This window comes from Stenotrophomonas sp. 22385 (assembly GCF_052045085.1).
Lineage (GTDB): Bacteria > Pseudomonadota > Gammaproteobacteria > Xanthomonadales > Xanthomonadaceae > Stenotrophomonas.
In genome coordinates this window covers 57,918-84,327 of the sequence record NZ_JBQEOG010000005.1, presented here as the reverse complement: position 1 = coordinate 84,327, position 26,410 = coordinate 57,918, and the positions used below count along the sequence as shown (strand labels likewise).

Genomic DNA, 26,410 nt, shown 5'->3' with positions numbered 1-26,410 from the left:
TCAATGACCGGGTTTTTTTTCTGGAGATCGCGCTGGCCCGGGTTACCGGGGCCTGCTCCAGTCCGTGACCTTGAAGAAGCTACCGTAATGGTTCGGGGTAACGTACACCGCGTGCATACCGCCGCTGTAGCTGCTGGCGGTAACGATGCGCCAGCTTTCGTACCCATGCCCCCTGCCCTGATACACCGGGTAGCGATGATAGAAGCTACTGCCACGCGCCGGGGGCAGCAGCCTGTCTTCATTGAAGAATGGCTTGGCTTTCGGCACCCTGCCCGGATCCGGAGCAAGCCCGCGGGGGCCGAACTCACGGATCTCGGTGATCTTGCGGCTGACTGGCGAGGGCAGCTCGGACATGGATTTGACCACCGTCCCGCGTTCGTCACGGCGGACGGCATCCACCGACGAATGAGGACTGGGCGAGCGGCTGCGGGGCGGGGCCGTCGCGCGTGAGACAGGCGCTGAGGGGGCGGTGCGCACGCTCGGCGATGCGGCACCCACTCTGCTTGCCCACGACCCGCCCGGTGCACCCGCACTTGAATTGCCCAGCTTCATCAACTGCTGCCGGCCGGCCATCCCGACGCTCGCAATCAACCCCACCGCTGCGATCGCACCGCCAATGATCCAGGGCAGCGGGGAATTGCCCCCGCCTTCGCGGTCACCTGCGCCGGCCGCGGCCGCGATGCCCGCTCCGCCTGCCCCGGCCAGCAGGCCAAGCAGCATTACCGGAAGCGCGAATCGTCCGCTGGGATCGCGGAAGTTGAGCGGATCGCAGCCGCAGTAGGCGTAGGCATTGATCCCGCCGCGGCCGAACGGACTGAGCGGGTCCGGACTGTGGAACCGGTGCAGAACCGGGTTGTACACACGTCGCCCGTTACCCAGTATCTGCCAGTGGGCACCGGCCTCGTGCAGCTCGCCGTTGAAGCCGATGCGGGCGAAGCGGTTCCCGCGTTCGATGTGTTGAAGCGACATCCGCTCACCCCATCCTGGTACGGCCGGGCCTCACGTGTCCCCCGCAGGCACAGCAAGTGTCGGGAGAGACGCGTTGTGCCCATGTGAGGGACGTCGCCTGCGTCGGACTGGAGCGGTCAGCGGCGCTCGATGGTGAAGCGGCTGCCGGCCACCCCCAGGTCCCAGCCCTTGCCGGTGCCGGCCAGCGCCAGTGAGACATCGCCCTTGGTCACCACCTGCGCGCTGCTGGATTTGTCGGCGCCGGCGTGGGCTTCCACCGCCGCGTAGGAGCCGATCAGGTCGTTGGTCGAATACGCGCCAGAGAACTTGCCCTTGCCATCGGTGATCTTGGACTTGCCCACGGTCAGGCCGCCGCCCTTGACGCTGATCTTGACCGGGATGCGGGCGCCGTTGTCGCAGGTGATGGTGCCGGTACCCGAGGCCGTCTTGTAGATCACCGACCAGCCGGCCAGGTTGTAATGCAGTTCGCAATCGATGTTGCCGGCGGCCTGCGCGGCCGGGACCGCGCCCAGGCCGGCCAGCGCGATCAGTGCCAGGGAAAGCTTCTTCATAGCCATGCACTCATGCAAAGGTGGGAACGGCCCCGAATCTAGCAGCGCGCGCGTAGCGCCGGCATGAGGCTTCCGGCCTGCATGTGGCAACCATTCACGTAGTGACAGCCCATGGCTGTCAACCACGCACACTGGATTCAATCGCGCTCGTGCAGGCTGAAGGTATCGGCATCCAGCATCGCCGGGAACCGCGCCCGGTGCGCGGCCAGCGCGGCAGCGGAGATGGTGGTGGTCACCACCTGTTCGCGCTCGCGGATTTCCACCTGCGGCTGCCCCAGGAAATCGATCACCGCGCTGTCGCCGGCATAGTGCAACTCGTTGCCATCCACACCCACGCGATTGACCGCCGCCACGTAGCACAGGTTTTCAATCGCCCGCGCACGCAACAGCGTCCGCCACGGATACGCACGCGCCGAAGGCCAGTTGGCCACGAAGATCTGCAGGTCGAAATCGAGGTCGTCGGCACGCTCCACGTTGTAGCGGTTGCGGCAGAACACCGGGAAACGCAGGTCGTAGCAGACCAGCGGATTGATCCGCCAGCCTTTCCATTCCACCGTGAGGCGCTCGTTGCCCGCCGCATAACGCAGGTGTTCGTTGCCATACCGGAACAGGTGGCGCTTGTCGTAATGCTTGAGCTCGCCGTCCGGGGTGGCCCACAGCAGCCGGTTGTACACGCCCTCGCCCACCCGCAGCTGCACGCTGCCCGTGAGGGCGGCCCCAAGGGTAGCCGCCTGTTCGCGCATCCACGCCACGGTCGGGCCCGTCATGTCTTCGGCGCGGAAGATGGCGTCGTTGGAAAAGCCACTGGTGAAGGTTTCCGGCAGGATCACCAGATCGGTCCGGCCGGCCAGCGGGGCCAGCAACGCAGCATAGTGCTCGCGGTTGCCTTCCGGGTCGTGCCAGCGCGTGTCGCCCTGGACCAGGGTGATACGCAGGTCGGTGCGGGCAGTCTCAGCCATCACAGCACCTGCAGGCGTTCAATCGCCGCATCCAGGGTGGCGGCGTTCTTGGCGAAGCACAGCCGCACCAGGCGCTGGCCTTCCGGCGCGGTCTCGTAGAACGGCGACAGCGGAATGGCGGCCACGCCCTTTTCGATGGTCAGCCACTTCACGAACTCATGGTCCGGCAGGTCGCTGATGGCCGAATAGTCCACCAGCTGGAAGTAGCCGCCCGGCACCGGCAGCGGCTTCAACCGGGTGGTGAGCAGCTGCTCGCGGAACGCGTCGCGCTTGGCCTGGTAGAACGCGCCCAGTTCCAGGTGATGCGCGGGTTCGTCGCGGATCATCGCGGCAAAGCCGTACTGGGCCGGGCCGAAGCTGGTGAAGGTGTTGTACTGGTGCACCTTGCGGAACTCGACGGTCATCGCCGGCGGGGCCACGGCGTAGCCGATCTTCCAGCCGGTGCAATGGTAGGTCTTGCCGAAGCTGGAGATGACGAACGCGCGCTCGCGCAGTTCGGGATAGCGCAAGGCCGACTCGTGGCGGCGGCCGTCGTAGATGATGTGTTCGTAGACTTCGTCGGAAATCAGGTAGATGCCGGTGCCGCGCAGCACGTCGGCCAGGGCCTGCATGTCCTGCGCGGTGAGCATGGCGCCGGACGGGTTGTGCGGAGTGTTGACCATCAGCAGGCGGGTGCGCGGGGTGATGGCAGCACGCACGCGGTCCCAATCCACCGCGAAGGTCTGCGGGTCCAGCGGCACGTGCACGGCGCGGGCGCCGGCCAGATCGATGGCCGGTTCGTAGCAGTCGTACGCCGGGTCCAGCACGATCACTTCCTCGCCGGGGCGGACCACGGCGTGGATGGCGTTGAAGATGGCCTCGGTGGCACCGCTGGTGACGGTGATTTCGGTATCCGGATCGATCCGGGCGCCGTACAGGTCCAGCGACTTCTGCGCGATGGCCTGGCGCAGCGGCGCCACGCCGGTCATCGGCGGGTACTGGTTCAGGCCGCCGTGCATCGCCTTGACGGTTTCATCCACCAGCCGCTGCGGGGCGGAGAAATCCGGGAAGCCCTGCCCCAGGTTCACGGCGCCGTGCTCGGCAGCCAGCTGGGACATCACGGTGAAAATGGTGGTGCCCACCTTGGGCAGCTTGGTCTGGGGGTTCATCGGCAACCGGGGGATCAAAGGCGGAGACCCTGAAGTGTACGAAATCCACTCCGGGCGTGACGGCCGGATCTGGCCATTGGGTTCGGCCTCCCTGCACCGGTACACTGCGCCGATGCTGAATTCTTCGAATACCCCTCCGTTGCTGGCCGCGCATGGCCTGGCCTTCAGTCGCAACGATGAACCGGTGTTCGGGCCGCTGGACCTGCAGGTGGATGCCGGTGAGGCGCTGCTGGTGCAGGGCGACAACGGCGCCGGCAAGACCACCCTGCTGCGGGTGCTGGCCGGGCTGCTGCGCGCCGGCAGCGGCAGCATCCAGATCGATGGCCGCCGCGCCGGTCATCGGGAGCGGGCCCAGTTCGTGGCCTACCTGAGCCACATGACCGCGCTCAAGCCCGACCTGGACACACTGGAGAACCTGAATTTCCTGTGCGGCCTGCACGGCCGGCGCGCCCGGCAGATGCCCGGCAATGCGCTGGCGATCGTGGGCCTGGCCGGCTTCGAGGACACGTTGGTGCGGCAGCTGTCGGCTGGCCAGAAGCGACGGCTGGCGCTGGCGCGGATCTGGTTGTCGCCCGCCCCGCTGTGGCTGCTGGATGAGCCGTACGCCAACCTCGACCTGGACGGCATCACTCTGGTCAACCGGATGATCTCCGCGCACCTGCGCAGTGGTGGCGCGGCCTTGATCACTACCCATGGTGCCTATGCGGCCCCGCCGGTGCGCACGCGGCTGGTGACGCTGGCGGGTGCCGGCCAACCGCCAGCGTTTTCCGGGGATGCTGCATGATCGCGCCGGGGACCCAGCCGGGCCTGTGGCAGACCGCGCGCGCCTTGGCCGGGCGCGATCTGCGCCTGCTGTGGCGGCGCCGTGGCGATGCGCTGCAGCCGCTGCTGTTCGCGCTGCTGGTGGTGGTGCTGTTCGCGCTGGCGCTGGGCCGGGATCCGCCGTTGATGGGCAAGGTGGCCGCCGCCGTGCTGTGGCTGGCGGTGCTGCTGGCCGGGCAGCTGTCGCTGGACAGCCTGTTCCGCAGTGATGCCGAGGATGGCTCGCTTGAACAGTGGCTGCTGGCGCCGGTGCCGCTGGCCTGGCTGGTGCTGGTGCGCGTGCTGGTGCACTGGGCCACCACCGCCCTGCCGGTGATCGTGGTGAGCCCGCTGCTGGCCGAAATGCTGCATCTGCCACATGACCAACTGCCGATATTGCTGGCATCGTTGCTGCTCGGCACGCCGCTGCTCAGCCTGATCGGCGGAGTCGTGGCCGCGCTGACGGTGAGCATCCGGCGCTCTGGTATTCTCGTAGCGTTGCTGGCGTTGCCGCTGTTTGTGCCCGTTCTGGTGTTTGGTGCGGGCAGCGTGGCCGCTGCCGCGCGCGGGCAGGATCCGGTCGGGGCGTTGCTGCTGCTGGCCGCCGGGTTGGTGGTGGCGCTGGTCTTGGCGCCGCTGGCTACGGCGGCCGCCATCAGGATTTCATTGAGTTGACGTCGCATCCGTTTTTGTTGGTTTGTTTTTCCCTAGCTGGATAGCCATCGCTGCATGAATAGCCTTGTCCGCTGGTTCCACCAACTTGGTTCGCCGCCCACCTTCGACCGCTTTGCGTCGCGCTGGTCGCGTGTGTTCACCATCGCCGCCCTGCCCGTGCTGTTGATCGGAATCTGGCAGGGGCTGCTGGTGGTGCCCGCCGAGCAGACCCAGAACGATGCCTTCCGCATCATCTACATCCATGTGCCCAGCGCCTGGATGAGCCTGTTCGTGTTTGCATTGATGGCACTGTATTCGGCCATCGCGCTGGTCTGGCGGATCAAGATCTGCGAAATCCTGGCCATGGCCTGCGCGCCGATGGGCGCCGGCTTCACCCTGATTACCCTGCTCACCGGCAGCATCTGGGGCAAAGGCACCTGGGGCACGTGGTGGGATTGGGACCCGCGCATGACCAGCGAACTGATCCTGCTGTTCCTGTACCTGGGCGTCATCGGCCTGTACCACGCCATCGAAGACCGCCGCAGCGCCGCGCGCGCGGCCGGCCTGCTGGCCATCGTGGGCGTAGGCCTGCTGCCGATCATCCGCTACTCGGTGGACTGGTGGGGCGGCCTGCACCAGCGCCAATCCGTCAATGTGTTCGGCGACAACGCCGTGCGCCCCGAGCTGATCGCGCCGCTGTGGTGGATGGTGGTCGCCACCAAGCTGTGGTTCGTCGGTTCGCTGCTGGCCAAGGCCCGCGCCGACAACCTCAGCCGCGAAGCCGGCAAGGCCTGGGTGGCCGAGCGCCTGGGCAACGAAGCTGCTGGAGAACCATCGCGATGACCCACGTTCCCTTCATCATCGCCGCGTACGCGGTATTCGTGCTGGTACTGGTCGCCGACGCGCTGGGCTCGTGGCTGCGCCTGCGCAGCGCGCGCCGCCAGGCATTGCGCCGGGTGGAACGCCTTCGCGCCCGCGACGCATCCACGCCGGCCGCGCCGCTGGCCACGGAGCTGAGCCGATGACACCGGTCCAGCGCCGCCGCCTGGTCTGGGTGCTGCTGCTGCTGCTCGCCTCCGGGCTGGCCACCACGCTGGTGGCGTTCGCGCTCCAGCGCAACATCGCCTACCTGTACACGCCTTCGGAAGTGCTGCGCGGCGAACAGGGCACCCAATCGAATTTCCGCCTCGGCGGCATGGTGGTCAAAGGGTCGTTCCAGCGCGCCGAAGGCTCGCTGGACGCGCACTTCGTGGTGACCGATGGCGATGCCACGCTGCCGGTGACCACCTCGCGGATCCTGCCGGACATGTTCCGCGAAGATTCCGCCGTGGTCGCGCTGGGCACCTTGAAGAACGGCGTGTTCGTGGCCGACGAAGTGCTGGCCAAGCACGACGAGAACTACATTCCCAAGGAAGTGGCCGACAAGATGGGCGCGGCCCACACCAAGCACGACGTTCCGGTGCCGCCCGTGGAGACACGCTGAGTGCTGCCTGAGCTGGGGCAGGTTCTGCTGGTCTGTGCGCTGCTGGCCGCCCTGCTGCAGGCGGTGCTGCCGCTGTGGGGCGCGCAGCGCGGGCGCAGCACATGGATGGCCGTTGCCGTACCGGCCGCCTTCGCGCAGCTGGTCCTGGTGGCCGGCGCCTTCGTCGTGCTCACCATCGCCTTCGTGCAGCAGGACTTCTCGGTGCGCTACGTGGCCGAGAACTCCAATACCCTGCTGCCGCTGGCCTACCGCTATTCGGCGGTGTGGGGCGCACACGAAGGTTCGTTGTTGATGTGGGTGCTGGTGCTGGCACTGTGGGGCGGCGCGGTGGCGCTGTGGTCCAAGCGTCTGCCCGATACCGTGCGCGCCCGCGTGCTGGGGGTGATGGGCATCATCAGCCTGGGCTTCATCGCGTTCCTGTTTTTCACCTCCAACCCGTTCGCACGGTTGTTGCCGGCGCCACTGGAGGGCCGCGACCTCAACCCGCTGCTGCAGGACCCGGGCCTGATCATCCATCCGCCGATGCTGTACATCGGTTACGTGGGCTTTGCGGTGCCGTTCGCCTTTGCCATTGCCGCCCTGCTCGATGGCCGCGTGGATGCGCGCTGGCTGCGCTGGACCCGGCCGTGGACCAATGTGGCCTGGGGCTTTCTCACCCTGGGCATCGCGCTGGGCAGCTGGTGGGCGTACTACGAGCTGGGCTGGGGCGGCTGGTGGTTCTGGGACCCGGTGGAAAATGCCAGCTTCATGCCGTGGCTGGCCGGCGCGGCGCTGATCCATTCGCAGGCCGTGACTGAAAAGCGCGGCAGCTTTGCCAGCTGGACGCTGCTGCTGGCCATCGCCGCGTTCGCGCTGTCGTTGCTGGGTGCATTCCTGGTCCGCTCGGGCGTGCTCACCAGCGTGCATTCGTTCGCGGCCGATCCTTCGCGCGGTGCCTTCATCCTGGTCTTCCTTGCGCTGGTGATCGGCGCGGCGCTGCTGCTGTATGCCCTGCGTGCCGGCGCGCTGGGCAGCGATGATCCACGCCGCGGCTTCATGCCCACTTCGCGCGAAACCCTGCTGCTGGCCAACAACCTGCTGCTGGCCGGCGCCTGCGCCATGGTGCTGCTGGGCACGCTGTACCCGCTGCTGGCCGATGCCTTGGGGCTGGGCAAGGTCTCGGTGGGGCCGCCCTACTTCGGCACCCTGTTCATCGTGTTGATGGCGCCGCTGGTGGCGCTGCTGCCGTTCGGGCCACTGGTCAACTGGCAGCGCGACCAGGCCTCCAGGCGCCTGGCACTGCTCGCACCGTGGGCGGTGCTGGCGCTGCTGCTGGGCGCGCTGGCGTGGTTCATGGCCCCGCAGGGCAAGCTCAAGGCGGCGGCCGGCGTGGCGGCAGCGGCGTGGGTGGCATTGGGCACCGCGCGTTTCATCTGGACCCGCGTGCGCGGCAACGGCCGCTTCAACGCCGAAATGGTCGGCATGCTGCTGGCCCACACCGGCGTGGCGGTGTTCCTGGTCGGTGCCCTGCTGGTGGAAGCATTGAATGTGCAGCGCGAAGTGGCGTTGAGCCCCGGCCAGGACCTGCAGGTGAGCGGCTACACCCTGCGCTTTGAAGGCGTGGATCACCAGCAAGGGCCCAACTACGTGGCCGATCGCGGTCATGTACGCGTACTGCACGACGGCCGCGAGCTGGCGCTGCTGCATCCGGAAAAGCGCGCCTATGCCAGCGGCGGCCAGGTCATGACCGAAGCGGGCATCCATGCGCGCGTGCGCGGCGATGTGTACGTGGCGCTGGGCGAGCCGCTGGGCAACAATGCCTGGGCGGTGCGCGTGCACATCAAACCCTTCGTGCGCTGGGTCTGGCTGGGCGCCCTGCTGATGGCGCTCGGCGGTTTCATCACCGCGGCCGATCGCCGTTTCCGTCGTTTCCAGGAGTAGTCCCGTGTCTGATCCCCGCCCCCCCTCCCGCCCCCTGCCCCCGGTCGCCATCGTCATCGGCGTGCTGTTCTTCTTCGGGCTGCTCGGGCTGATGGTGTACGGGGTGATGAAGTCCGGCGCGCCGGACCGCGACATCCTGCCCTCGGCGCTGATCGGCAAGCCGGCACCGGCCTTCGAGCTGCCGGTGCTGCACGATCCCACCCTCAAGGTCAGCAGCGTCCAGCTGCGCGGCGCGCCGTACGTGCTCAACGTGTGGGGCAGCTGGTGCGCGGCGTGCCGCGAAGAACACCCGATCCTGACCCGTTTCGCCGAAACCAAGCGCGTACGGGTGATCGGCTACAACTGGAAGGATGAGCCGGCAGACGCGCTGCGCTGGCTCGAACAGCTGGGCAACCCGTTCGTACTGGTACTTACCGACATCGAAGGCCGCACCGCCATCGACTGGGGCGTGACCGCCGCGCCGGAAACCTTCCTGGTCGACGCCAGCGGCGTGGTGCGCTGGAAGTACAGCGGTGCGCTCACCCAGCGCGTGATCGATACGAAACTGCTGCCTGAACTGGAGAAGCTGGAGCGTGCCAATGCACAACCGCGTACTACGCCGCCTCCGGCGAGCTGAGCCCGGGGTCGTGCGCCCGGCAACGCCGGCACGGTGCGGGCGCGCCATGCGTGCGCTTTTCGGCCTGCGGGTTGCTTTTGTGGCGGTAGCGCTGCTGCTGATGCCGGTGCTCGCGCTGGCCCAGGTCGTCTCCGACCCCACCCCACTCCAGTACCGGGATGCCGCCGAAGAAGCCCGCTTCCACGCGCTGGCCGCCGAGCTGCGCTGCGTGCAGTGCCAGAACCAGTCGCTGGCCGATTCCAACGCGCAGATCGCGCACGACCTGCGCCGCGAAGTGCTCACGCTGATGCAGCAGGGCAACAGCGATGCGCAGATCAAGCAGTTCCTGGTGGAGCGCTACGGCGAATTCGTGCTGTACCGCCCGCTGATGGATACCCGCAACAGCCTGCTGTGGTTCGGGCCGCTGGTGCTGGTGCTGGCCGGTGCGGGCGTGCTGGTGTGGGTGGTGCGTCGGCGCAGCCGCCAGGTGCAGCCGATGGGTGACAGCGAGGAACGCTGGTGAGCGCCTGGATGCAGGCGATTGCCGGCCTGGCCGCCGCCGTGGTGGCCATGGTGGTGCTGTGGCCATTGCGCGGCAGCGGGCGGCGCGGGCCGTTCCTGGCGGCGGTGATCGCCCTCGGCGTGGCCGGGGTGGCGCTGTACATGCTGGTGGGCACGCCGCAGGCGGTAGATGCCGTGGCCGATGAGGGTCCTGCTTCGTTGAAGCAGGGCGTGCGCGAGCTGGAAGAAGCGCTCGAACGCGAGCCACAGCGTGCCGATGGCTGGGCGCTGCTGGGTCGTTCGGAACTGGCGCTGGGCAACCTGGACAAGGCCAACCAGGCCTTTGCGCGCGCCGTGGCTTTGGCGCCGGATGAAGTGCCGCTGCTGGTGGAAGCGGCGCAGGCGCGTGCGCAGGCCGATGCGGGCAAGCAGTTCGATGACACTGCGGTACGGTGGTTGAAGCATGCGCAGCAGCTGGACCCTGCCAGCGAGCGTGCGGGCTGGCTGATCGGCATCGCGCAGCGCCAACGTGGGCAGGATGCCGAAGCGGCGGCTACCTGGGAGGCGCTGCTGCCTCGCTTGGAGCCGGCAGCGGCCAAGGCACTGCGTGAGCAGATTGCCATCGCGCGCGAGAAGGCCGGCATGCCGGCCGCGGCGCCTGCTGCGGCGGCCTCCCCGGTCGGGCTGGATATCGAGGTGACGCTGGACCCGGCGTCTGCGGCGAAGGCGTTGGCTGCTGGCACGCAGGTGTTCGTGATCGCACGTATGCCCGGTGGACCGCCGATGCCGGTGGCCGTGGAGAAACATCCCGCAACGGCGTTGCCGTTGAAGATCCGCCTGGACGATGCCGACAGCCCCATGCCGACGGCAATGCTGTCGTCGCTGAAGGAAGTGGAGGTGTTCGCGCGGCTGTCTACCTCGGGCACCGCCACCCGGCAGGAAGGCGATGTGGATTCCAAACCGGTTCGGGTGGCCCTGCCGCACGGAGGCACGATCAAGCTGGTGCTGTAGCGACACACCATGCCGCCCGTCACCACGGCGCAGCCGCCCGCCCCGGTTAAACTGGCCCCATGACCGAATTCATCCCGCCAGGCACCCGTTACCACGCCCTGCCCTCGCCCTTCACGTTCAAGCGAGGCGGGCAGCTGCACGGCGCGCACGTGGCCTTCGAAACCTGGGGCACGCTCAGCGCCGATGCCAGCAATGCCATCCTGATCGTCACCGGCCTGTCGCCCGATGCGCATGCCGCCGCCAATGACGCCAACCCCTTGCCCGGCTGGTGGGAAGGCATGCTCGGCCCGGGCAGGGCGATCGATACCGACCGCTGGTTCGTGATCTGCGTGAACTCACTCGGCAGCTGCAAGGGCTCCACCGGCCCGGCCAGCGTGAATCCGGCCACCGGTGAACTGTACCGCCTCAGCTTCCCCGAACTGTCCATCGAAGACGGCGCCCGCGCTGCGGTGGAGGTGGTGAAGGCACTGGGCATCACCCAGCTGGCCTGCGTGATTGGCAACTCGATGGGCGGCATGACCGCGCTGGCGGTGCTGCTGCTGCACCCGGGAATCGCGCGCAGCCACATCAACATCTCCGGCAGCGCGCAGGCGCTGCCCTTCTCCATTGCCATCCGCTCGCTGCAACGTGAAGCGATCCGACTGGACCCGCAGTGGAACGGCGGCCGCTACGACGATGCGCACTACCCCGAATCCGGCATGCGCATGGCGCGCAAGCTGGGCGTGATCACCTACCGTTCGGCGCTGGAATGGGATGGCCGCTTCGGCCGCGTGCGCCTGGATTCGGACCAGGCCGATGATGATCCGTTCGGGTTGGAGTTCCAGGTGGAAAGCTATCTGGAAGGTCACGCCCGAAGGTTCGTGCGCTTCTTCGACCCGAACTGCTATCTGTACCTGAGCCGTTCGATGGACTGGTTCGACCTGGCCGAATATGCCGATGGCGATGTGATGGCGGGACTGGCCAGGATCCAAGTGGAAAAAGCGCTGGCCATCGGCGCCAACACCGACATCCTCTTCCCGGTGCAGCAACAGCAGCAGATTGCCGACGGCCTGCGCGCTGGCGGAGCCGATGCGCAGTTCATCGGGCTGGACTCGCCGCAGGGACATGATGCCTTCCTGGTCGATTTCGAGCGCTTCGGGCCGGCGGTGCGTACGTTCCTGGATGCGCTCTGAGCCATGCGCCAGCAGGGCAGGCTGAGCGAGTGGAATGACGCCCGCGGGTTTGGCTTCGTGCGGCCCAATGGCGGCGGCGACCGCTGCTTCGTGCATATCCGCGCGTTCCCGGCCCGCGACCGACGGCCTGTGCTGGGTGATGTGATCACCTATGACGTGCAGCGCGACGCGCAGGGCCGCTTGAATGCCGCCAATGTGCGCTTCGCTCTGCAGCGGAACGGGTTCCGGGCTGGCACACCCAGCAAGGCAAACGGCGGACGTGACCGGCTCCCGCGACGCGCCATTGCCCTGCTTTTTCTGGGTTGCGTGACGGCAGCCACTGTGTTCGGACGCGGTCCTGTGTGGATTGCTGCGATGTATCTGGGCTTGAGCGCGTTGACGTTCCTGGTTTACTGGCACGACAAGAGCGCGGCGCAGCGCGATCGGCAACGCACGCCGGAAAAGGTGTTGCAGCTGTTGGCCCTGTCTGGCGGTTGGCCGGGCGCGCTGTTGGCGCAGGCAACCCTCCGCCATAAGAACCGCAAGGGGTCTTTCCAGATCACGTTCTGGACGGCGGTCGTGATCAATCTTGCAGTGCTGGCGTGGATTGCCAGATGAGTGAGCACTGCAGAGCCAACGTGACTGCCGGACCTGCCATCCATCCACGCATGTTGCCGGTCGGTTCTGTAGCGGGGCGCCATCCGTGCGCCTCCATTGCGTAGAGCCGCCGGGGTGGCTGCGCGCTGATCAGGCGACCAGCGTCGGCCTCAGGCTCGGGAAGTTGGGAACCGGTGGCCAGGTAGCGCCCGCATCGAAACTCACGGTTACCCTCACGTCAAACACGGTGTCCAGTTTGAGCTGCTCCAGCACGGCGCGCGGAATCACCACATCGCCGTTCTGGCCCAAGCCATCAGTCACCTCCTCTGCCGTCACCCGGTGCTTGTCCAGCACCACGACCTTGACCGCGGTGTTCTGCGGGGTAACGCCCTCCAGACCTATGGTGACGCATTGATCGGTTGTGATCAGGCTCCACCTTCTCAGGGTCAGCTTGGCGCCGCTGGCCGGCACCTGCGCCAGACTCAGGGGCTGCCCCATGGCACCCTCGCACTGCACCGTGGGCAGGGTGCTGATCGGCAGCACCGATACCTTGATACTGCGCGTCTGTGAGGGATGCACGTGGTCGCGCCGGTCCACGATCTCATACAACACCGGCGCGGTCCTGCCGATGTACGCCGCCACCGCCTGCATCGGTACGAGATAACTGCGGCCGCCTTCGGTGATGGGTACCGTGGTGCGGTACGCGCCCACCTTGCCGGGTTCGCCCCATTGCACGGAAACCTCCTTGTCATCAGGGCGGATGTCGGCCGTGTCGGGAATTTCCACGGTGATGCCTTCGTAAGCGTCCCCCGGCGCCAGCGTCATCGTCTCGCCACTACCGGTGGCCTCCTTCACCGCCGGCCAACCGAGCTCGCGCGGCCGCATCTGGCTATCCACCTCAAGGGTGGCATAGCCGGCGAAATCGCCCAGGTTGCCGGCGCGGTCCTTCACCCGGTACCGCGCCAGCCGGGTGCCATCGCCGCTTTCCCGGATCATGTCGCTGCGGAAGCCGATTTCAATCGGGTTTCCGATATCGGCCTGGGCCAGCACACGTGCGCCCACCTGGCGGTTCTCGTCACGGGTTTCATCCCAGAACCAAGTGAGCGTGTCGCCTGCCTTGGGCGTGGTGTACACCGGTACCGTGGCCATCACGTTGTCGTGCAGATCCAGGTACTCGCCGGTGATGCCGTCGGCGATCACATCCGGTGGGAACACCAGCATGCCCTGCCCTGACGCGAACGTGGGCTTGGTGGTGTCGACGGTGATTTCAAGCACGTGTGAATCGGCCATGCCCCCATTGAAGGTCATGACCTCATAACGGATCTGATGCGTTCCTTCGTGTGAGTGCCTGTCCTCGACGTGGAATATGCGGTCCTGCGGGGTGACCGGTGCGGTGAACTCCCGGACCGCTATTTCGGTTTCATTCCAGAACAGCCACACCCGTTCGGGCGAACCCGGCGTCGGGATCGAGTTCTTCCACATGGGCACTTCCACTTGCAGCGGTTCGTCCAGCGCCGACACGGGCAGGAGATTGGGTTCACCGCCCGCGATATCCGGTAGCACGGCGTCCACGATGGGTGGAAGCAGTAGATTCCTGCTCATCCTTCCTCCTCGCCGAAGTTCAGGCTGCACTCCCCTGCACCGGTGAACATGCCCACACGCGCCTCCGTGACGTCAGATGTCGCCGGCTGCCCCTGGTAGTCGAACGCGTAGTGGATGCGCGCCCGCCCAGCGGGTCCGCCAGGACCATCGGGATCGTGCGTTGGGGCAATGTGATCTTCGAACGGCTGTACCCGCCACACAAAGCCGGTGGGCTTGTGCGCTGCATCCAGCGTGATGGGTTCTACCTTGATCGCATCCGTGAGCACGTCTTCTCCGTCCAGTTTGGCCAGAGGGGTCCAGGTGAGCGTGACTTGATCGCCTTCGGCAAGGTATTGGGAAAGGTCAGGAACCTGCACCAGCACCGCATGATCGGCGCCGTCGAGTGAGAAGCAATTGAGCCATCCTTCCGGGCTGAGGTTCAGGAACGTGGGCGCTTCGGGGGTGACCACTACCGCCGCCACCTTGACGTTGGTGGTAGGCGAAATCTGCTGGTTGGGTGAGCCCGGACCATAGATGCGGTACTCCACCGGGACCTGCGCCGCGTTGCCGGCCTGTTCCACGAAAGACCACGGCACGGTCACTGAGACGACCTTGCCCGGCGTGTCGCCCGCCTGGATGATGTATTGGGCATCCGGCACCAGCACGCCGCCCCAATACACATCGATCAGCTCGTTCTCATTCACCGGGTCGTAAAGGGCGATATCCACGCGGACGTCCTCACCGGTGTCTTCCGGGGTCAGCTCGTCGAGCAATCCAGAGATCTTTCCGTATACCTTGGCGCTTGCCAGGTTCGGATTGTTCAGGTCTGGCCAGTCCGGCGCCACAGGGCCGATGTACGACAGGTCCACGTCCGTGGAGATCGCCTTTGCTTCCGAACCCACGGCACCGCGCAGGATGCGGTAGCTGACGTGGGTGCTCTTGGCGCCCACCGCGTCGCCATACTCCGCCTGCACCGTCTCGGTGGGCACCAGGATCGGCACCGGCCAGTCCGGCGCAGAGCCGATCTCCTCTGGTTCCAGTACCGTGTCGCCCCAGGTCACCTCGATGCGGTCGGCAGCCTTCAGGTTTTCAAATTTCGGGATGCGCACGAGGACACCGTCGAGAACATCGGCCAGGTCGATCTGGCCGTCCTCGGCTTGCTGCACCAACGGATCCTTCAGATCGGCGGGGAGCATCCCCAGCGCGACCGCCACATCCCGCCAGACCGACAGCCGACTGCGGTTGAGGGCTTTATCGAACAGCACGTAGACGATCGCGCAACCGCCGTCCCCGGCTTCACGAACCACCTGGGCGGGAACGATCACATCGAACGGAAGTTCAGTGATGATCGCGCGACCGGCCGGCTCAAGATCGGAAGGCTCCTCGGGGCGCTCTTCGCCCACCCACCAGTACGTGATCCTGTCACCTGGCTGGAAGTCGTCGTACGCCTCGAGCGTGCACGTCACTCCCTCGGGATGGGCGTCAAGATAGTCGTCTGTAATGGCCACGTCCGGCGCGGTCAGCGGCGGCGGCTCCGTCCCTTTGAACGGTGGAGTGGTGTCTGCGATCAGCGTCACCACCTCTGACCATGCCTTTCCTCCATTCCACCCTTGCACCGCGTAACGCAGCTTGAAGGGCCCATCTGGACGGAGTGCCACATCGGGCAACGTAAAGGGAATGGGGAAGCTTTCAGGAGGAATCGGCCCCACGATCTCAACGACCGGAGTCGCCTCGTAGTCCGCGTCCGCAGGGTTCTCCTTGCGGGTGTATTCCAGCCAGAGCGTGTCCTTGAGCCCCGGCAGTGCCTGGTTCTTCCAGGGCGGGATCAGCACTTCCAGTCCTTGTTCGGCGGTGATCACCACCGCGTACAGCGTATTGTCGTTCCGGTCTGCGATGTCGCGATCGTGGAATAGTGGCGGGTCCATCAGGTCTGACGGGGCGTCTTCCTTCACCTCCAGCGACACGTACCTGGAGAACCCGCTGGGGTTGCCCGCGCGATCCTTCACCTCATAGCGCACCTTCCACGTGCCTGTACCGTGCTGACGAATGCTGTCGCCGGGGATGTCCAGGCTGATGGGCTCCTGGTAATCGTTGCTGTTGAGCACGCGCTGGACCATGACCGTGTCGTCGTCATCCTGCGCATCCCAGTAAGCGGTAATCACATCGCCAATCTGCGGGCGGGTGTACGCCGGCACTTCGGCGACGATCTTGTCGCCATTGGCGGCAAGATACGCTTCGGTGATGCCGTCCTGGAAGAGCTTCGGGTCGAAGACCAGTTCGTTGGGGTCGCCCAGTTCGGGCACTGACGTGTCGATGACGATGGTGATGCTGTGTGACGTCAACTCCAGCGGTGGATCTGGCGCGTCCTGGATGATCGTGACCGAGTAGCGGACTTCAAAAGTGCCTTCCTCGAAGAACCGGATCGGCACCCGCAGTGTTCTTGCACTATCTGGATCGGGGGCTGTCGCCGACGTATATGTGACCATTGCGGCTGGATCGGTCCCCCAGAGAATCTTCAGCGTATGGGTGTTGGTCTCGTTGGGTTCCCCGTCCCAGCGGGGTGCCAGCACTGGCAGCTGTTCGGTGAGCATGTCCGCCGGCAGCAGGTTGCCTTCCAGCAGTCCCGTCACGATGGGCGGGGGAAGCAAGTCTGTTGGTGCATTCGTCTTCATGATCCGCTCCTCTGCATGACTTCCATGCCGCGACCAGGTCCCGCGTTTGCCGCGCCGCTCTACTCAAGCGAGCAGGATCCGTTGGGCGTGTGCATCGCCATGATCGCCACCTCTTCCAACGAGGTGACCGGGTCGCCCTGGTAGTCGAATGAATACTTGATCCTGCCGTGACCCGAATGAGAGATATCGGCGTCATATACTGGCAGAAGGTGATCTTTGTACGGTTTAACAAGCCAGACGAAGCCCGTCACCGTCGTTGCGTCCAACACGATCGGTTCCGTAAGGACCGCGTCGGTGAGCACTGTTCCGTTATCCATCGGCGATGTCGGCGTCCAGGTCAACGTGACCGTATCTCCCGCTGCGAGGTACCTGGTCAGATCCGGCACCTGAACCCGCACCGCGTGCTCGGGCCCATACAGCGAAGCGCAGGTCAGCATATCGCCTTCATCGGTGGGGATCACGTCCATGAACGTCGGCGCCGGCGGCGTGTGGACAACCGCCTTGGCGGTGACGAGTGTATCGGTGGAGTGTTGTTCGTTCGGCGAACCCGGCGCGCTGATCCGGTAGTGAACGGGCAGCTCGGGCAGATTGCCCGCCTCAAGGATGTACTTCCACGGAATGGGGCGCTCAATGATGTCGCCGGTCGCATCGTCGGCTTTGATTTCATAGAGCGCTTCTTCCACCAGCACGTTGTTCCAGTAGACGTTGATGAGCTCGCCGGCGTTGAGCGGCTCGTAGAGCGTGATTTCAATGCGCGCGTCCTGCTCGAAATCGTCACTGGTCAGTTCGTTGGGCGTGTCGGAAACAGCTCCCAGCACGGTTCCGGGTATCAACGCGGGGTTTACCGGGTCCGGCCACTCCGGCAGGTCCGGGCCTATCACCTTGAGGTCCACATCGACCGTGGTCTGCATGACGGCGGAGGCCACGTCTCCGCGAAAGACCACATAGCTCACCACCGTACTGACCGGGCCGTCGGCCAGTCCGTACTCGGCCTTCAGTACATGCGTTGGTACGCGGATGGGAATGGGGAAGTAGGGTGCCGAACCGATCTGTTCCGGCTCAAGCGGCGTTGTGCCCCATGTGACCTGGATCATGTCCGTGGGCTTGCTGTTGAGGAAGGTGGGAATGTGAACATCCACGCCGACGAACACATCCATGAGATCCACCTGACCATCCTCGGCAAGCGGTACCTCGGGCGGGCCAAGTTCATCCGGCAGCGCACCCAGTGCAACGGCTACCCTGGCGACGTGTGAAAGGGCACTGCGATTGGTTGCTTTGTCAAACAGGATGTACGCCAGGTAGCAGCCACCATCGCCCGTTTCCTTCACCAGCTGCGCGGGCACCACGATGTCCAATGGCACCTGGGTTACCGGTCCCGATCCAGCAGAGGGAACATCGACGGGCTCGTCGGGGACTTCATTGACCCACCAGTAAACGACCTCATCCGTTGGCTGCCATCCCTCATAGGCCGGAATGGTGCAGGTAACACCTTGCGTGTTGGTGTCCAGGTAGGCATCGGTGATGGGTTCGGCGGGAATTCCCGGCTTTTCCGGTACCGCGACGCCCCACGGCGGTGTAGCGTCGGCGATCAGCGTAATGGGGTGGGAGTACTCTTGGCTGGTGTTCCAGGCGATGACGCGATAGCGCACGGTGATGGGACCGTCCGGCTGCAGGTACTCCCGGCCAAGCGTGATATCCCATGGAAATTGCGACGCGTCCGCAGGTGCGGGAATGGGCTCCGAAGCAACCTGTTCGAATTCTTCCTCCGGCGGTGAGGTCCCTCGCGCGAATTCCAGGTACAGGGTGTCATCCAAGCCTGGTATGTTCGGCAGATTCGCCCACGCCGGTACCCGCACCACCAACCCCGCTCCGGCGGCGATCACATCCTTGTTGAGCGTGTTGTCGGCGGGGTCGACGATGTCTTCGGGTCGAAGGTGGGGAGCCACCAGCGCAGGTCCCTCGCCATTCCGGACCTCGCCACTGCGTATCGCGACGCTGCGCTCGGCCCGCTGCTTGCGCCATGCTGCCCGGGTCTGCTGGGCCAGTTGTTTTTTGTCGACAGTGTTCATGGGGCTGCTCCGTTCAAGTCGCTAGGACATGGGTGAGTACGAGCGCCGCGGATTCTGAATCCTCTCCGCTGGCACCATCGGGTTCCGCCTTGGGCCAGTGGTCTGCGCTGCCCAATCACGAATTCGTCTGTTCGATTCCGCCGCGGTAGAGTTCGGTGCCGGTGCCCGCTTCGGGCGTACCCAGGTGGCCGAGCTGGTTGGCTTTGCAGGCGTTACATCCCTGATCGCCTTCGGTGGGAACGTAGTTTGGGAGTTGACGGAGGGCCCAGATCGGATGGACGAAAGCTCGGAACCCGAGCCCGTGATCGATGTCGGCTCCGTCGCAGAGCGAATTGATTCATAAGTGTTGGAACGGGCTGGCGCTGGTTGCGCGAATGCGGGATCCGGCCCGCGAGAGGAGCCACCCGCAAACACAGCGCCGCGACGCTGCATGTGCTGAGGAGACGAAAAATCATACGCGGTAGCGCTGCTTGCCTGGCTCGAAGCTGAGCTACGGCTACTTGAGCCACCTCTGCCAAAGCGTTGCCCACGGTATGCCTTGACGCCCATCAATCCCCCAACCGTGATCAGGCTGCCGCCGATAGTGAAGAGCGCCATCTGCAGTGCATCGTTCTTGACAAAAAATCCTCCGGCAACTGCGGCCCCACCCAACACCAACGACAGGGCCCAAAGGGCAACGTTTCCAGTAGGGTCCACGTGGTTCACCGGGTCGTTGATCACGTATCCGTACGGATTGAACCCCCCCTCCCCGAACGGGCTCTCCGAATCGGTGCTAAGGAACCGCATCAGTACAGGGCTGTACGCGCGGTACCCAGCGCCCAGCAACTGCACCCCGTGCTCCGGCTCATGAAACTCGCCGTTATAGGCTAATCCTGTCCAAAGCGGCCCCCCACTGGGAAAGCCATAGGCGGTATAGCGCACGTCCTGTTCGGCGCCTTGGCGCACCTCCCGCAGCACCGTATTGCTCTGGTCAGTGGCCAAAAGAACGGTGCCCGAATCCACACCGCGCATCTGCTCGGCCAACACCCGGCCGTCGGCACGAAGGTACAGCGAAGCGTTGGCGCCCTCGGCGCGCGCCACCAGGGTGTCATCCAGATAAAAGCGCCGCTCGTTGATGCCGTCCGCGCTGGTCCCTACCAGCACATCCAATGCATCGAAGCGGTAGCTGCGCTCGGCCAGCGTGCCCGATGCGCTTACGCTGACAAGCCGGCCCAGTGGGTCGTACACCAGCTCGCGGCCCTGCTCGTCGCGGGTGATGTTGCCGTCCCGGTCGTAGCTGAGCGTGATTTCCTGCGGGTAACCCTCCAGATCATTGGTGATGCGGTCCAGCTGCACCGGATTGGTCGGGTGGTAGTGGTAGGTGGTGAGGTTCTGCGCGCCCCCTTCCAGGAACGTGCGGATCGAGGTGAGGTTGTCCAGCGCGTCGGACAGGAACACCTGGCGGGTAAAGGCATGGCCCCAGGCATCCTGCGGCAGTTCCGTGCCGGTGCATTCATGCCGCAGCAGCCGGCCGCGGACGTCGTAGAAAAAGCCTTCAGAGCGGACCACCGTATCGCTCTCGGTGAGTATCCGGGTATCCAGTGCGTCGGCTGCGTCGTAGGTCAGGGTCAGTTCGCGTTTGGCCCCGTTGGCGTCGAACTCGCGCCAGGTCTCACGTCCGAAGTCGTCATAATGGATGGTGACCTTGAGGCGGTTGCCATCACTACCGTCCACGCTGGTGACCGTATATACCCGGCCGAACGTGTCGTACGCGAACGTGGCCGTGGTGCTGCCCTGGGTGGCCACATCCACGCGCCCGGCAGCGTCGTAGGTGCAGGATTGGCTCATGCCCAGCGTGGTGTAGTCCAGCATCCGGCCGCGCAGGCTGTAGCCGAATTCGGCCACGTCTTCGCCGCCGCCGTCCCGCTGCCGGGTTTCAGTGCGTAGTTGGCCGTTGCTGTAGTACGTACGAGTGAGTGCGTTGCCCTCCTCGTCGCAATGGGTCAGCCGCGAATTCTGGTGATCGTAGCCATAGGTAGACACCGCGTCAGGCATTCTACGTATCTCCACTTCCTCGCCCAGCTGGGGCTGGTACTCGTAGAGGATCACCCGCTCGGAGGGCGTGACCACCTTTGAAGGCCTCTCCCTGCCGCCCTCGTAGTGAAGCAACCGGCGGCGCTTGGCCGTGGTGGCCTCGGTCATCCGGTCCAGTCCGTCGAACTTCTGGGTGCCCAGCTCAACCTCATCCACGCTGATGTGGATGGGCAGGTCCTCGATACTGTGCTCGGCGTAGCGCCGCGCAACCACCGCACCACCGGGCAACGTGGTTTCCAGCTGGCGGTCGAAGGCGTCGTACAGGTAGGTGGTACTGCGGCTGCGTGGATCAATCTGCTCGGCCAAGCGGCCCAGGCCATCGTGGTGGTTGCGCACCACGCTTACCGATTTGCCTTCGATATCGAAGCGCTCGATGCGGATTTCCTTGTCGAAGCGGTCCAGCCAGCTTTCAGTCACGCCGCTGAGCGCGCCATCGGACGCCTCGAGCCAGGTACGGCGAACCCCATGGGGGGCGTCGGGCGAGCCGATCGGATCCAGCACTTCCCACTCCACCACCCCGTCAGGGCGGGTGGTGCTGGTGCGCTGGCCCCAGTTGTCGTAGCCATAGCCGGTTTTCAACTCCAGATCGATCTTTCTCAGCCAATCGATCTGGCTTTCCTGCACGAGCTCACCCAACCCGTTGTGCAGGGCCCGATAGGTAGCGCGGAACGGTGCCTCCGCACGGTCGCGGCCTTCGTCATCCGCAGTGTCCACGTCCTGGCGTTCTTCCAGCACCGGCCGCGCCAGGCCATCCATCCAGGTGCGGGTCTGCACCCGCTTTACATCAGTCATCACCTGCCAAGCCTGGTCACCATCGTCCCCACCTGCCAGGTGGTAGATGTACTCGCGGCTGGCCTCGAACTCCGGGTTGTCCGGCGAAACCGTCTCCAGCGTGACCCGGGCCAGCGCGTCGTAGGTGTAGCGGATCTCCACGCCGTCCTCGTCCTGGACCAGCAGCGGCTCGCCGTTGAGCAGGGAATGTTCCTGGGTGATGGCGCGGTGGGTGCCGTCGAAGCCGGTGACGGTCTCGATCACCTGCAGCGTGAACGCACCCAACCGGGCGTTGTGATGGGTGGCGTACTGGCGGTCGGTCACGGTGGCCTTGCCGTTGCGTGTTTCGGTCAGCACCTTTTCGCGCCCCAGGCGCAGGGTATCGGCCGGGTCGTCGAAGTACTCCGTCTGCGTGCGCAGCAGCTCGCCCTTGCCCACCTCCTCCAGGATCTCCACCGATTCGGCCAGGTGCGGCTTGCTGTGCGTGCCCGGCAGCGACGGTACTGCGATGTACTGGTAGTTCCTGCGCAGGGTGGGCGCGCTGCCATGGGCGGACGTGGCCGGGTACTCTGTCTTCGTGCGCAGGCTGCGGGTGAAGCCTTCCGGGTCCTTGGGGCACAGCGCGCCATCCCCGGCAGCCGGATAGTAGGTGTTCTCCTCGCGGGTGCCGTCGGCATTGACCTGCCGGGTCAGGTTGCAATGCTCGTCGAACTCGGTCTCGATGATGTCGCTGCGTCGGCGAGTTGCATCGTCGTCAATCTCCCAGCTGGTTTCCACCCTGCGCGGCAGCTGGCACTGATGCGGCTGGTTGGCGAAGCTCTCGTTGATGTACTCGGGAAGATCGGCGTAATAGCAGGTGGCGGTGTGCTTGCGGAATCTGCCCTGGCGGGTGATTTCATCGGTGAGCAGGTGGAAGCGGTTGTAGGAACGCTCCACCACGCGGTTGTCGCCGTCCTCGTTGACGTGCACGGCCGTGGAGCCGTAGCGGAAGCTGGCCCTGGCTACCCGGTAGAGGTTGTCCAGGCCGTCGTCGTTCCAGCCGGTCAGCTCGCCATGACCCAGGAAGTTTTCCGGGGTGTAGCTGTACTCCACCACCATCGGGGGCTGCGACTGTCCAGGGTCCACCTCGTGGCGGGTCACCCTTGGCAGCGCCGGGTGCGCGTCATTGGGGAACAGGTGGCCCTGGTCGAGGTACTCCATGGTTTCGTGGGCACCCGTGGGGGTCCACACCTCCTTCAGGCAGGTAATTTCCCGCACCTTTTCATACGCCAGCCGCCAGCACGCCTGCTCCTGCGTGGGCAGCACCACCCTGGTGACCCGGTTGCTGCCATCGAGGTGCATCACAAACGTGGCCAGCGGCGCACCGTCGGCGCCCTGCCCAGGGTAGAACCGCAGTTCCACGCGGGTGTCCGTGCGCTCTATCCGCAGCAGCTCGCCGCTGTCATCGCTGACCGTGGACAGCCGCTCGCCGCCCTGGAAGGTCACGTAGGTCAGCTGCAGCCCGCGCCCATCCGGCCCCAGGATCTGTTCGGGCAAGGCCAGCGGGGTACTGCCACCGAACACCTTAAGCACTTCCACCAGCCCGGGGCGATGCACCACCCGGTAGTGGGTATCGGAATCCTTGTAGAAGCGGAAACTGTCCAGCTTCTTCTCTGCAATCGACGGGGTAGCGCCCGTGCCGGTGACTTTGTAGGTCTCCCCGGTGCCCAACGACAGCATGTCGTTATGGGGAGAGTACTCGGTCAGGTTGATGGCCCAGCCCAGGCCGAACCCCGCATCACGGGTATTCATCGGGCTGAAGGAAATGGACAGTGGCAGCGCGGGGCCGGCCAAGGCGTGGCTCTTCAGGTCCGGCACCGACAGCGCCACCGTGTACTGCCCGGTGCGCGGGTCGACGCCGTGTTCGACATAGCTCCGGAAGTTGAACGCATTAGAATGCACGGCAGTGGATGACGACATGGTCGGCTACTCCCTTGCTACTGGAGCTATTGGAGGATCAGGAGCAGCGTGTTGCGGCTGCCGTCCATGGAGGGGTTCTGGAAACCGATCTGCAGGTCGTGCCGGTTACCGTTCTCGTCCAGCATCTTGTAGAGCACTGGCGGATCGAGACGCCTGCGGAACAGCTTGGCCTTGTTGTCATGGGCCTGCCCGTCGTACCAGTAGGTCATGTCGTCCAGGCGGCGCAGGGCGACGACCAGCTCGCCAGGCTGTGGCGGGGTCTGGTGGAGGTCGGTGCTGGGGGGGGCATGCCCTACTTCGTGGAACAGCGCGGCGAGATACGGATCGTGCGAGAGTTCCTTGGGCGCTGGCGGCGACTGACGGTGCTTGGGGCTGAAGATCCAGGACAGATAGCTGAAGTAGGTTTCATCCAGCAGCTCGCTCTCCCACTGGATGCTGGAGCTGTTGCGCTCTATCCTCAGCGTGGCGAAGCCGGCCGGGTCGAATCCGGACCTGCGATAGGCAAGCGTCCAGAAGTCGAGTGAGCGAGGGATGTAGCTGAAGTCATCGTTCTCGTCCGGCTGCCCGCCTTCGTACCAGATGCGGTCACGCTCGAACGTGTAATCTTCCAGGCCTACGGCGGGCGGCGGCACACACTTGATGCTGACGGTATCGAACACATCGTCTCCGTGCACGCGAGAGCTGATGGTTTCGCCCTTGTGCGATTCGAAAACCGCGTAGAACTCCTGGGTTTCATCGGTTTTCATGTGGACGTAGAGGTCGATGTACGTAACGCCATCGTAGTTGGCGGGTGCAGGCTCCTCTCGGGCAGCTGGATTGAAGAAGTTGAAGCGATTCCGCCTGATGCTTGCCATCCACTGGCGCGTATCGTCGTGCTCTATTCCATCCTGGGTCGGGTCGACGAAAGGCACATCCGTGTTATCGGAATGTCGTACCAGCCTGATGCTGGCCTCTTCAACCGGGCTGATCGGGATGTAATGGTCCACGCCGTCAATCGTGACCGGTTTGGTCTCGATCTTTATCCGCACGCGGATCTGCTGCATGCCGTTGGCGAAGGCCTGCTCGCCATCCGGGGTAGTGAGGTCGAATGCATCGATTGCCTCCCAGTTGGGCGCTTCTGCCGCAGACATGGACGTCAACTGGACCACAGCGTATCCGTGCACGTGCCCGACTTCGGGCCCGATCAACTCGCAGACCAGCACGCTCATCGAACTGTGGGACGCGCGCTGTCGCGGCGGTGAAAAGCGTGCCGTGCGGCCATCGCCAACAACGGTTCCCTCACCTACGACCGACCAGCGCCAGAACACGTCATCCTCCGCCTGATCGCCGGCATTTCGCAGCAGCTCCCTTACTGCCTGCTCGGGCACCTCGAAAGCAATCTCCGACTCGCTCAATACGTTGCCCACAAACGGCGGCTCAACGGCGAACATCTCGGTGCCCGCCGATTCCAGCATCACCACAGCCGCTGCGCTGTCCTGCGAAGCCACATTCAAGATCTGCATCCGCTGGGCCACAAGCGGCGCGCCACCCGTCGGCGGCGGCGTATAGGTCGCCTTACTTACCTGGTCGTCTGCCTCCACTGAACCCAGCTTGGGATCAAGCAGTGCCCATTCCAGATCGAGAGTATTTTGCCCCCGCGCCGTCAGCGCGATGGCGCTTCCACCCGGGCCGGAACTGGAGACCAGCGAGTCCACGGCCAATGGAAAAACCCGAACCAGCACTAGCGCGGTAGCCTGCGTATCCTGCCCATTCTCCGTGTATGTCGCGGTGACGGTTGTCATCAGGACAGGCGGCGCCCGGAACGGATAGTTGGTGGCGCTGAAGCGACCTTCCTGCGACATCTCACCCTTCAATACGGGGTTGTTGAGACAGCCGCTCGCCCACTTCACGCCGCTGACGACTGAGCCATCACCTCGCAGTGCCTTGAAGTCGAGTGCGTTCATGCTTTCCAGATCGGCGATCGCGGGCTCAATCAGGATGTTGGTCCGGGTCGCGGCAAGGTCCCCGAAGATTGCCGTGTCGTTGGGCGTGTAGCGACCGCCAGTGGATTCCACGAACGCATAGCCGGCCGGCAACATGCTGTTCTTCAACACATCCAGATTGGTATCGTTGACGAAGTGCGACAACCATCGCGATACAAACAGCGATGCCGTGTACAACGGCACTCCGCCAGAGCTGTCGTCCGGGATGAGGTAAGGGTAGTCGGCGTCGGGCAGGTCGGTTTCGTCGTCGTCGTAGCCCTGCAGCTTCATGAACACCAGCACGGCGCCATCACCGGCGTTGCGCGCGCCGGGCATCTTGGCACCGGGGGCGGCCTGGGTTCGGATTGCGAACCGCACCGGATTAAGCGGAGCATAGTTTCCCGCATCCACCAGGCCCAGCACGTACGTGGTCTGGTGCTTTGGCTGCTCATGAAGGTAATCAAGCAGGAAACGGCCGATGGCTTCCTGCATGGACGGATCATCTGAAAGGTTGCACCGCGGGTTGCTGGCATCGCCCAGATCGATGGTGATGCGACCGGTGTGATCGCTGTCGCTGCCGACCCCATGAAGATCGATATCCAATGTCAGCGTTGCGCCAGAGTCCAGCCGCAAGGATCTGCCGGATACACGACTGAGCGGGCGTCCTTCTGAGGTTTCCTCCTCCTGGTAAGTGCCCGCCAGTAACGGAATGGTGAGCTTGGCGGCGGCCTTATCGACGCTGGCGATCTCAAATGACAACACCGGCGCACCAAATACGATGGAAGTGAGGGTTGCCAGCCCCGGCCCTACAACCCCACTGCACGGGGCGATGAAACGATCGGCAGTGAACGCGGCGGTAAACTGCTGCTCCAGCATGCGATTTACCCGCTGCCGACTGAAGGCGAACACCGCGCCCCAGCCAAGCGTTATCGGGTAGGTTTCCAGCCTCTTGAGCAGTTCTTGGAGGGAGTTGGTGGACACGGT

General features: G+C 65.0%; 20 protein-coding genes. 11 read left to right on the top strand and 9 right to left on the bottom strand.

What is annotated here, in order from left to right:
* Positions 1-42: 42 nt before the first annotated feature.
* From ACTJI4_RS10375 to ACTJI4_RS10360, 4 genes are all read right to left on the bottom strand, one after another.
* Complete coding sequence (locus ACTJI4_RS10375; protein ID WP_440869306.1) at positions 43-969, bottom strand: RHS repeat-associated core domain-containing protein; 927 nt, start codon at positions 967-969, stop codon at positions 43-45.
* Between the two features lie 116 nt (positions 970-1,085).
* Positions 1,086-1,520: a hypothetical protein gene (locus tag ACTJI4_RS10370; RefSeq protein WP_392921382.1), complete on the bottom strand. Its 435-nt coding sequence runs from the start codon at positions 1,518-1,520 to the stop codon at positions 1,086-1,088.
* A gap of 137 nt (positions 1,521-1,657) precedes the next feature.
* A complete protein-coding gene (locus tag ACTJI4_RS10365; protein WP_392921378.1) occupies positions 1,658-2,479 on the bottom strand; it encodes an amidohydrolase in 822 nt (273 codons plus the stop codon).
* Positions 2,479-3,627 (bottom strand): pyridoxal phosphate-dependent aminotransferase, encoded by a 1,149-nt coding sequence (locus ACTJI4_RS10360; protein WP_440869305.1) that lies wholly within the window; start codon positions 3,625-3,627, stop codon positions 2,479-2,481. The genes ACTJI4_RS10365 and ACTJI4_RS10360 overlap by 1 nt, the downstream gene beginning before the upstream one ends.
* Before the next feature lie 112 nt (positions 3,628-3,739).
* Between ACTJI4_RS10360 and ccmA the strand changes: the two genes are divergently transcribed.
* The 11 genes from ccmA to ACTJI4_RS10305 are packed head-to-tail and all read left to right on the top strand — an operon-like array spanning position 3,740 to position 12,361.
* Positions 3,740-4,411, top strand: a complete 672-nt coding sequence (gene ccmA, locus ACTJI4_RS10355; RefSeq protein ID WP_440869304.1) for a heme ABC exporter ATP-binding protein CcmA — start codon at positions 3,740-3,742, stop codon at positions 4,409-4,411.
* Positions 4,408-5,103 carry a heme exporter protein CcmB gene (gene ccmB / locus ACTJI4_RS10350; RefSeq protein WP_440869303.1) on the top strand — a complete coding sequence of 232 codons (696 nt, stop codon included), beginning with the start codon at positions 4,408-4,410 and terminating at the stop codon, positions 5,101-5,103. Before ccmA ends, ccmB begins: the two co-directional genes overlap by 4 nt.
* A 54-nt stretch (positions 5,104-5,157) precedes the next feature.
* The gene (gene ccmC / locus ACTJI4_RS10345) at positions 5,158-5,925 is read left to right on the top strand and encodes a heme ABC transporter permease CcmC (protein ID WP_392921366.1); all 768 of its coding nucleotides are present in this window, start codon (positions 5,158-5,160) and stop codon (positions 5,923-5,925) included.
* The gene (locus ACTJI4_RS10340; RefSeq protein WP_392921363.1) at positions 5,922-6,107 is read left to right on the top strand and encodes a heme exporter protein CcmD; all 186 of its coding nucleotides are present in this window, start codon (positions 5,922-5,924) and stop codon (positions 6,105-6,107) included. Before ccmC ends, ACTJI4_RS10340 begins: the two co-directional genes overlap by 4 nt.
* Entirely contained in the window at positions 6,104-6,565 is a 462-nt protein-coding gene (gene ccmE / locus ACTJI4_RS10335) for a cytochrome c maturation protein CcmE (protein WP_392921360.1), read from the top strand. Before ACTJI4_RS10340 ends, ccmE begins: the two co-directional genes overlap by 4 nt.
* Entirely contained in the window at positions 6,566-8,485 is a 1,920-nt protein-coding gene (locus tag ACTJI4_RS10330) for a heme lyase CcmF/NrfE family subunit (RefSeq protein WP_440869302.1), read from the top strand.
* 34 nt (positions 8,486-8,519) lie between these two features.
* Entirely contained in the window at positions 8,520-9,101 is a 582-nt protein-coding gene (locus tag ACTJI4_RS10325) for a DsbE family thiol:disulfide interchange protein (protein WP_392922015.1), read from the top strand.
* A 46-nt stretch (positions 9,102-9,147) separates the two neighbouring features.
* Complete coding sequence (locus tag ACTJI4_RS10320) at positions 9,148-9,603, top strand: cytochrome c-type biogenesis protein (protein ID WP_392921354.1); 456 nt, start codon at positions 9,148-9,150, stop codon at positions 9,601-9,603.
* Complete coding sequence (locus ACTJI4_RS10315; protein WP_440869424.1) at positions 9,597-10,592, top strand: tetratricopeptide repeat protein; 996 nt, start codon at positions 9,597-9,599, stop codon at positions 10,590-10,592. Before ACTJI4_RS10320 ends, ACTJI4_RS10315 begins: the two co-directional genes overlap by 7 nt.
* Before the next feature lie 59 nt (positions 10,593-10,651).
* Positions 10,652-11,764 (top strand): homoserine O-acetyltransferase MetX, encoded by a 1,113-nt coding sequence (gene metX / locus ACTJI4_RS10310; protein WP_392921351.1) that lies wholly within the window; start codon positions 10,652-10,654, stop codon positions 11,762-11,764.
* A gap of 3 nt (positions 11,765-11,767) precedes the next feature.
* Complete coding sequence (locus ACTJI4_RS10305; protein ID WP_440869301.1) at positions 11,768-12,361, top strand: DUF1294 domain-containing protein; 594 nt, start codon at positions 11,768-11,770, stop codon at positions 12,359-12,361.
* Between the two features lie 129 nt (positions 12,362-12,490).
* On the opposite strand, the gene ACTJI4_RS10300 is transcribed toward ACTJI4_RS10305, so the two are convergent.
* Genes ACTJI4_RS10300 through ACTJI4_RS10280 form a run of 5 tightly spaced genes read right to left on the bottom strand, consistent with a single transcriptional unit; the run spans position 12,491 to position 26,407 of the window.
* Entirely contained in the window at positions 12,491-13,942 is a 1,452-nt protein-coding gene (locus ACTJI4_RS10300) for a hypothetical protein (RefSeq protein ID WP_440869300.1), read from the bottom strand.
* On the bottom strand, positions 13,939-16,593 hold the full coding sequence (locus tag ACTJI4_RS10295) for a hypothetical protein (RefSeq protein ID WP_440869299.1): 2,655 nt from the start codon (positions 16,591-16,593) through the stop codon (positions 13,939-13,941). Before ACTJI4_RS10295 ends, ACTJI4_RS10300 begins: the two co-directional genes overlap by 4 nt.
* Positions 16,594-16,652: 59 nt before the next feature.
* Complete coding sequence (locus ACTJI4_RS10290) at positions 16,653-18,662, bottom strand: hypothetical protein (RefSeq protein ID WP_440869298.1); 2,010 nt, start codon at positions 18,660-18,662, stop codon at positions 16,653-16,655.
* Between the two features lie 21 nt (positions 18,663-18,683).
* A complete protein-coding gene (locus tag ACTJI4_RS10285; RefSeq protein WP_440869297.1) occupies positions 18,684-23,465 on the bottom strand; it encodes an RHS repeat domain-containing protein in 4,782 nt (1,593 codons plus the stop codon).
* 26 nt (positions 23,466-23,491) lie between these two features.
* A complete protein-coding gene (locus ACTJI4_RS10280) occupies positions 23,492-26,407 on the bottom strand; it encodes a hypothetical protein (RefSeq protein ID WP_440869296.1) in 2,916 nt (971 codons plus the stop codon).
* Between the last annotated feature and the right edge of the window lie 3 nt (positions 26,408-26,410).

Coding starts and splice junctions, on each gene's coding strand:
- ACTJI4_RS10320 (WP_392921354.1), top strand. CDS start 9,148: ATGCGTGCGCTTTTCGGCCTGCGGGTTGCTTTTGTGGCGGTAGCGCTG.
- ccmE (WP_392921360.1), top strand. CDS start 6,104: ATGACACCGGTCCAGCGCCGCCGCCTGGTCTGGGTGCTGCTGCTGCTG.
- ccmB (WP_440869303.1), top strand. CDS start 4,408: ATGATCGCGCCGGGGACCCAGCCGGGCCTGTGGCAGACCGCGCGCGCC.
- metX (WP_392921351.1), top strand. CDS start 10,652: ATGACCGAATTCATCCCGCCAGGCACCCGTTACCACGCCCTGCCCTCG.
- ACTJI4_RS10285 (WP_440869297.1), bottom strand. CDS start 23,465: ATGTCGTCATCCACTGCCGTGCATTCTAATGCGTTCAACTTCCGGAGC.
- ACTJI4_RS10360 (WP_440869305.1), bottom strand. CDS start 3,627: ATGAACCCCCAGACCAAGCTGCCCAAGGTGGGCACCACCATTTTCACC.
- ACTJI4_RS10370 (WP_392921382.1), bottom strand. CDS start 1,520: ATGAAGAAGCTTTCCCTGGCACTGATCGCGCTGGCCGGCCTGGGCGCG.
- ACTJI4_RS10340 (WP_392921363.1), top strand. CDS start 5,922: ATGACCCACGTTCCCTTCATCATCGCCGCGTACGCGGTATTCGTGCTG.
- ccmA (WP_440869304.1), top strand. CDS start 3,740: ATGCTGAATTCTTCGAATACCCCTCCGTTGCTGGCCGCGCATGGCCTG.
- ACTJI4_RS10295 (WP_440869299.1), bottom strand. CDS start 16,593: ATGAAGACGAATGCACCAACAGACTTGCTTCCCCCGCCCATCGTGACG.
- ACTJI4_RS10365 (WP_392921378.1), bottom strand. CDS start 2,479: ATGGCTGAGACTGCCCGCACCGACCTGCGTATCACCCTGGTCCAGGGC.
- ACTJI4_RS10375 (WP_440869306.1), bottom strand. CDS start 969: ATGTCGCTTCAACACATCGAACGCGGGAACCGCTTCGCCCGCATCGGC.
- ACTJI4_RS10290 (WP_440869298.1), bottom strand. CDS start 18,662: ATGAACACTGTCGACAAAAAACAACTGGCCCAGCAGACCCGGGCAGCA.
- ccmC (WP_392921366.1), top strand. CDS start 5,158: ATGAATAGCCTTGTCCGCTGGTTCCACCAACTTGGTTCGCCGCCCACC.
- ACTJI4_RS10305 (WP_440869301.1), top strand. CDS start 11,768: ATGCGCCAGCAGGGCAGGCTGAGCGAGTGGAATGACGCCCGCGGGTTT.
- ACTJI4_RS10300 (WP_440869300.1), bottom strand. CDS start 13,942: ATGAGCAGGAATCTACTGCTTCCACCCATCGTGGACGCCGTGCTACCG.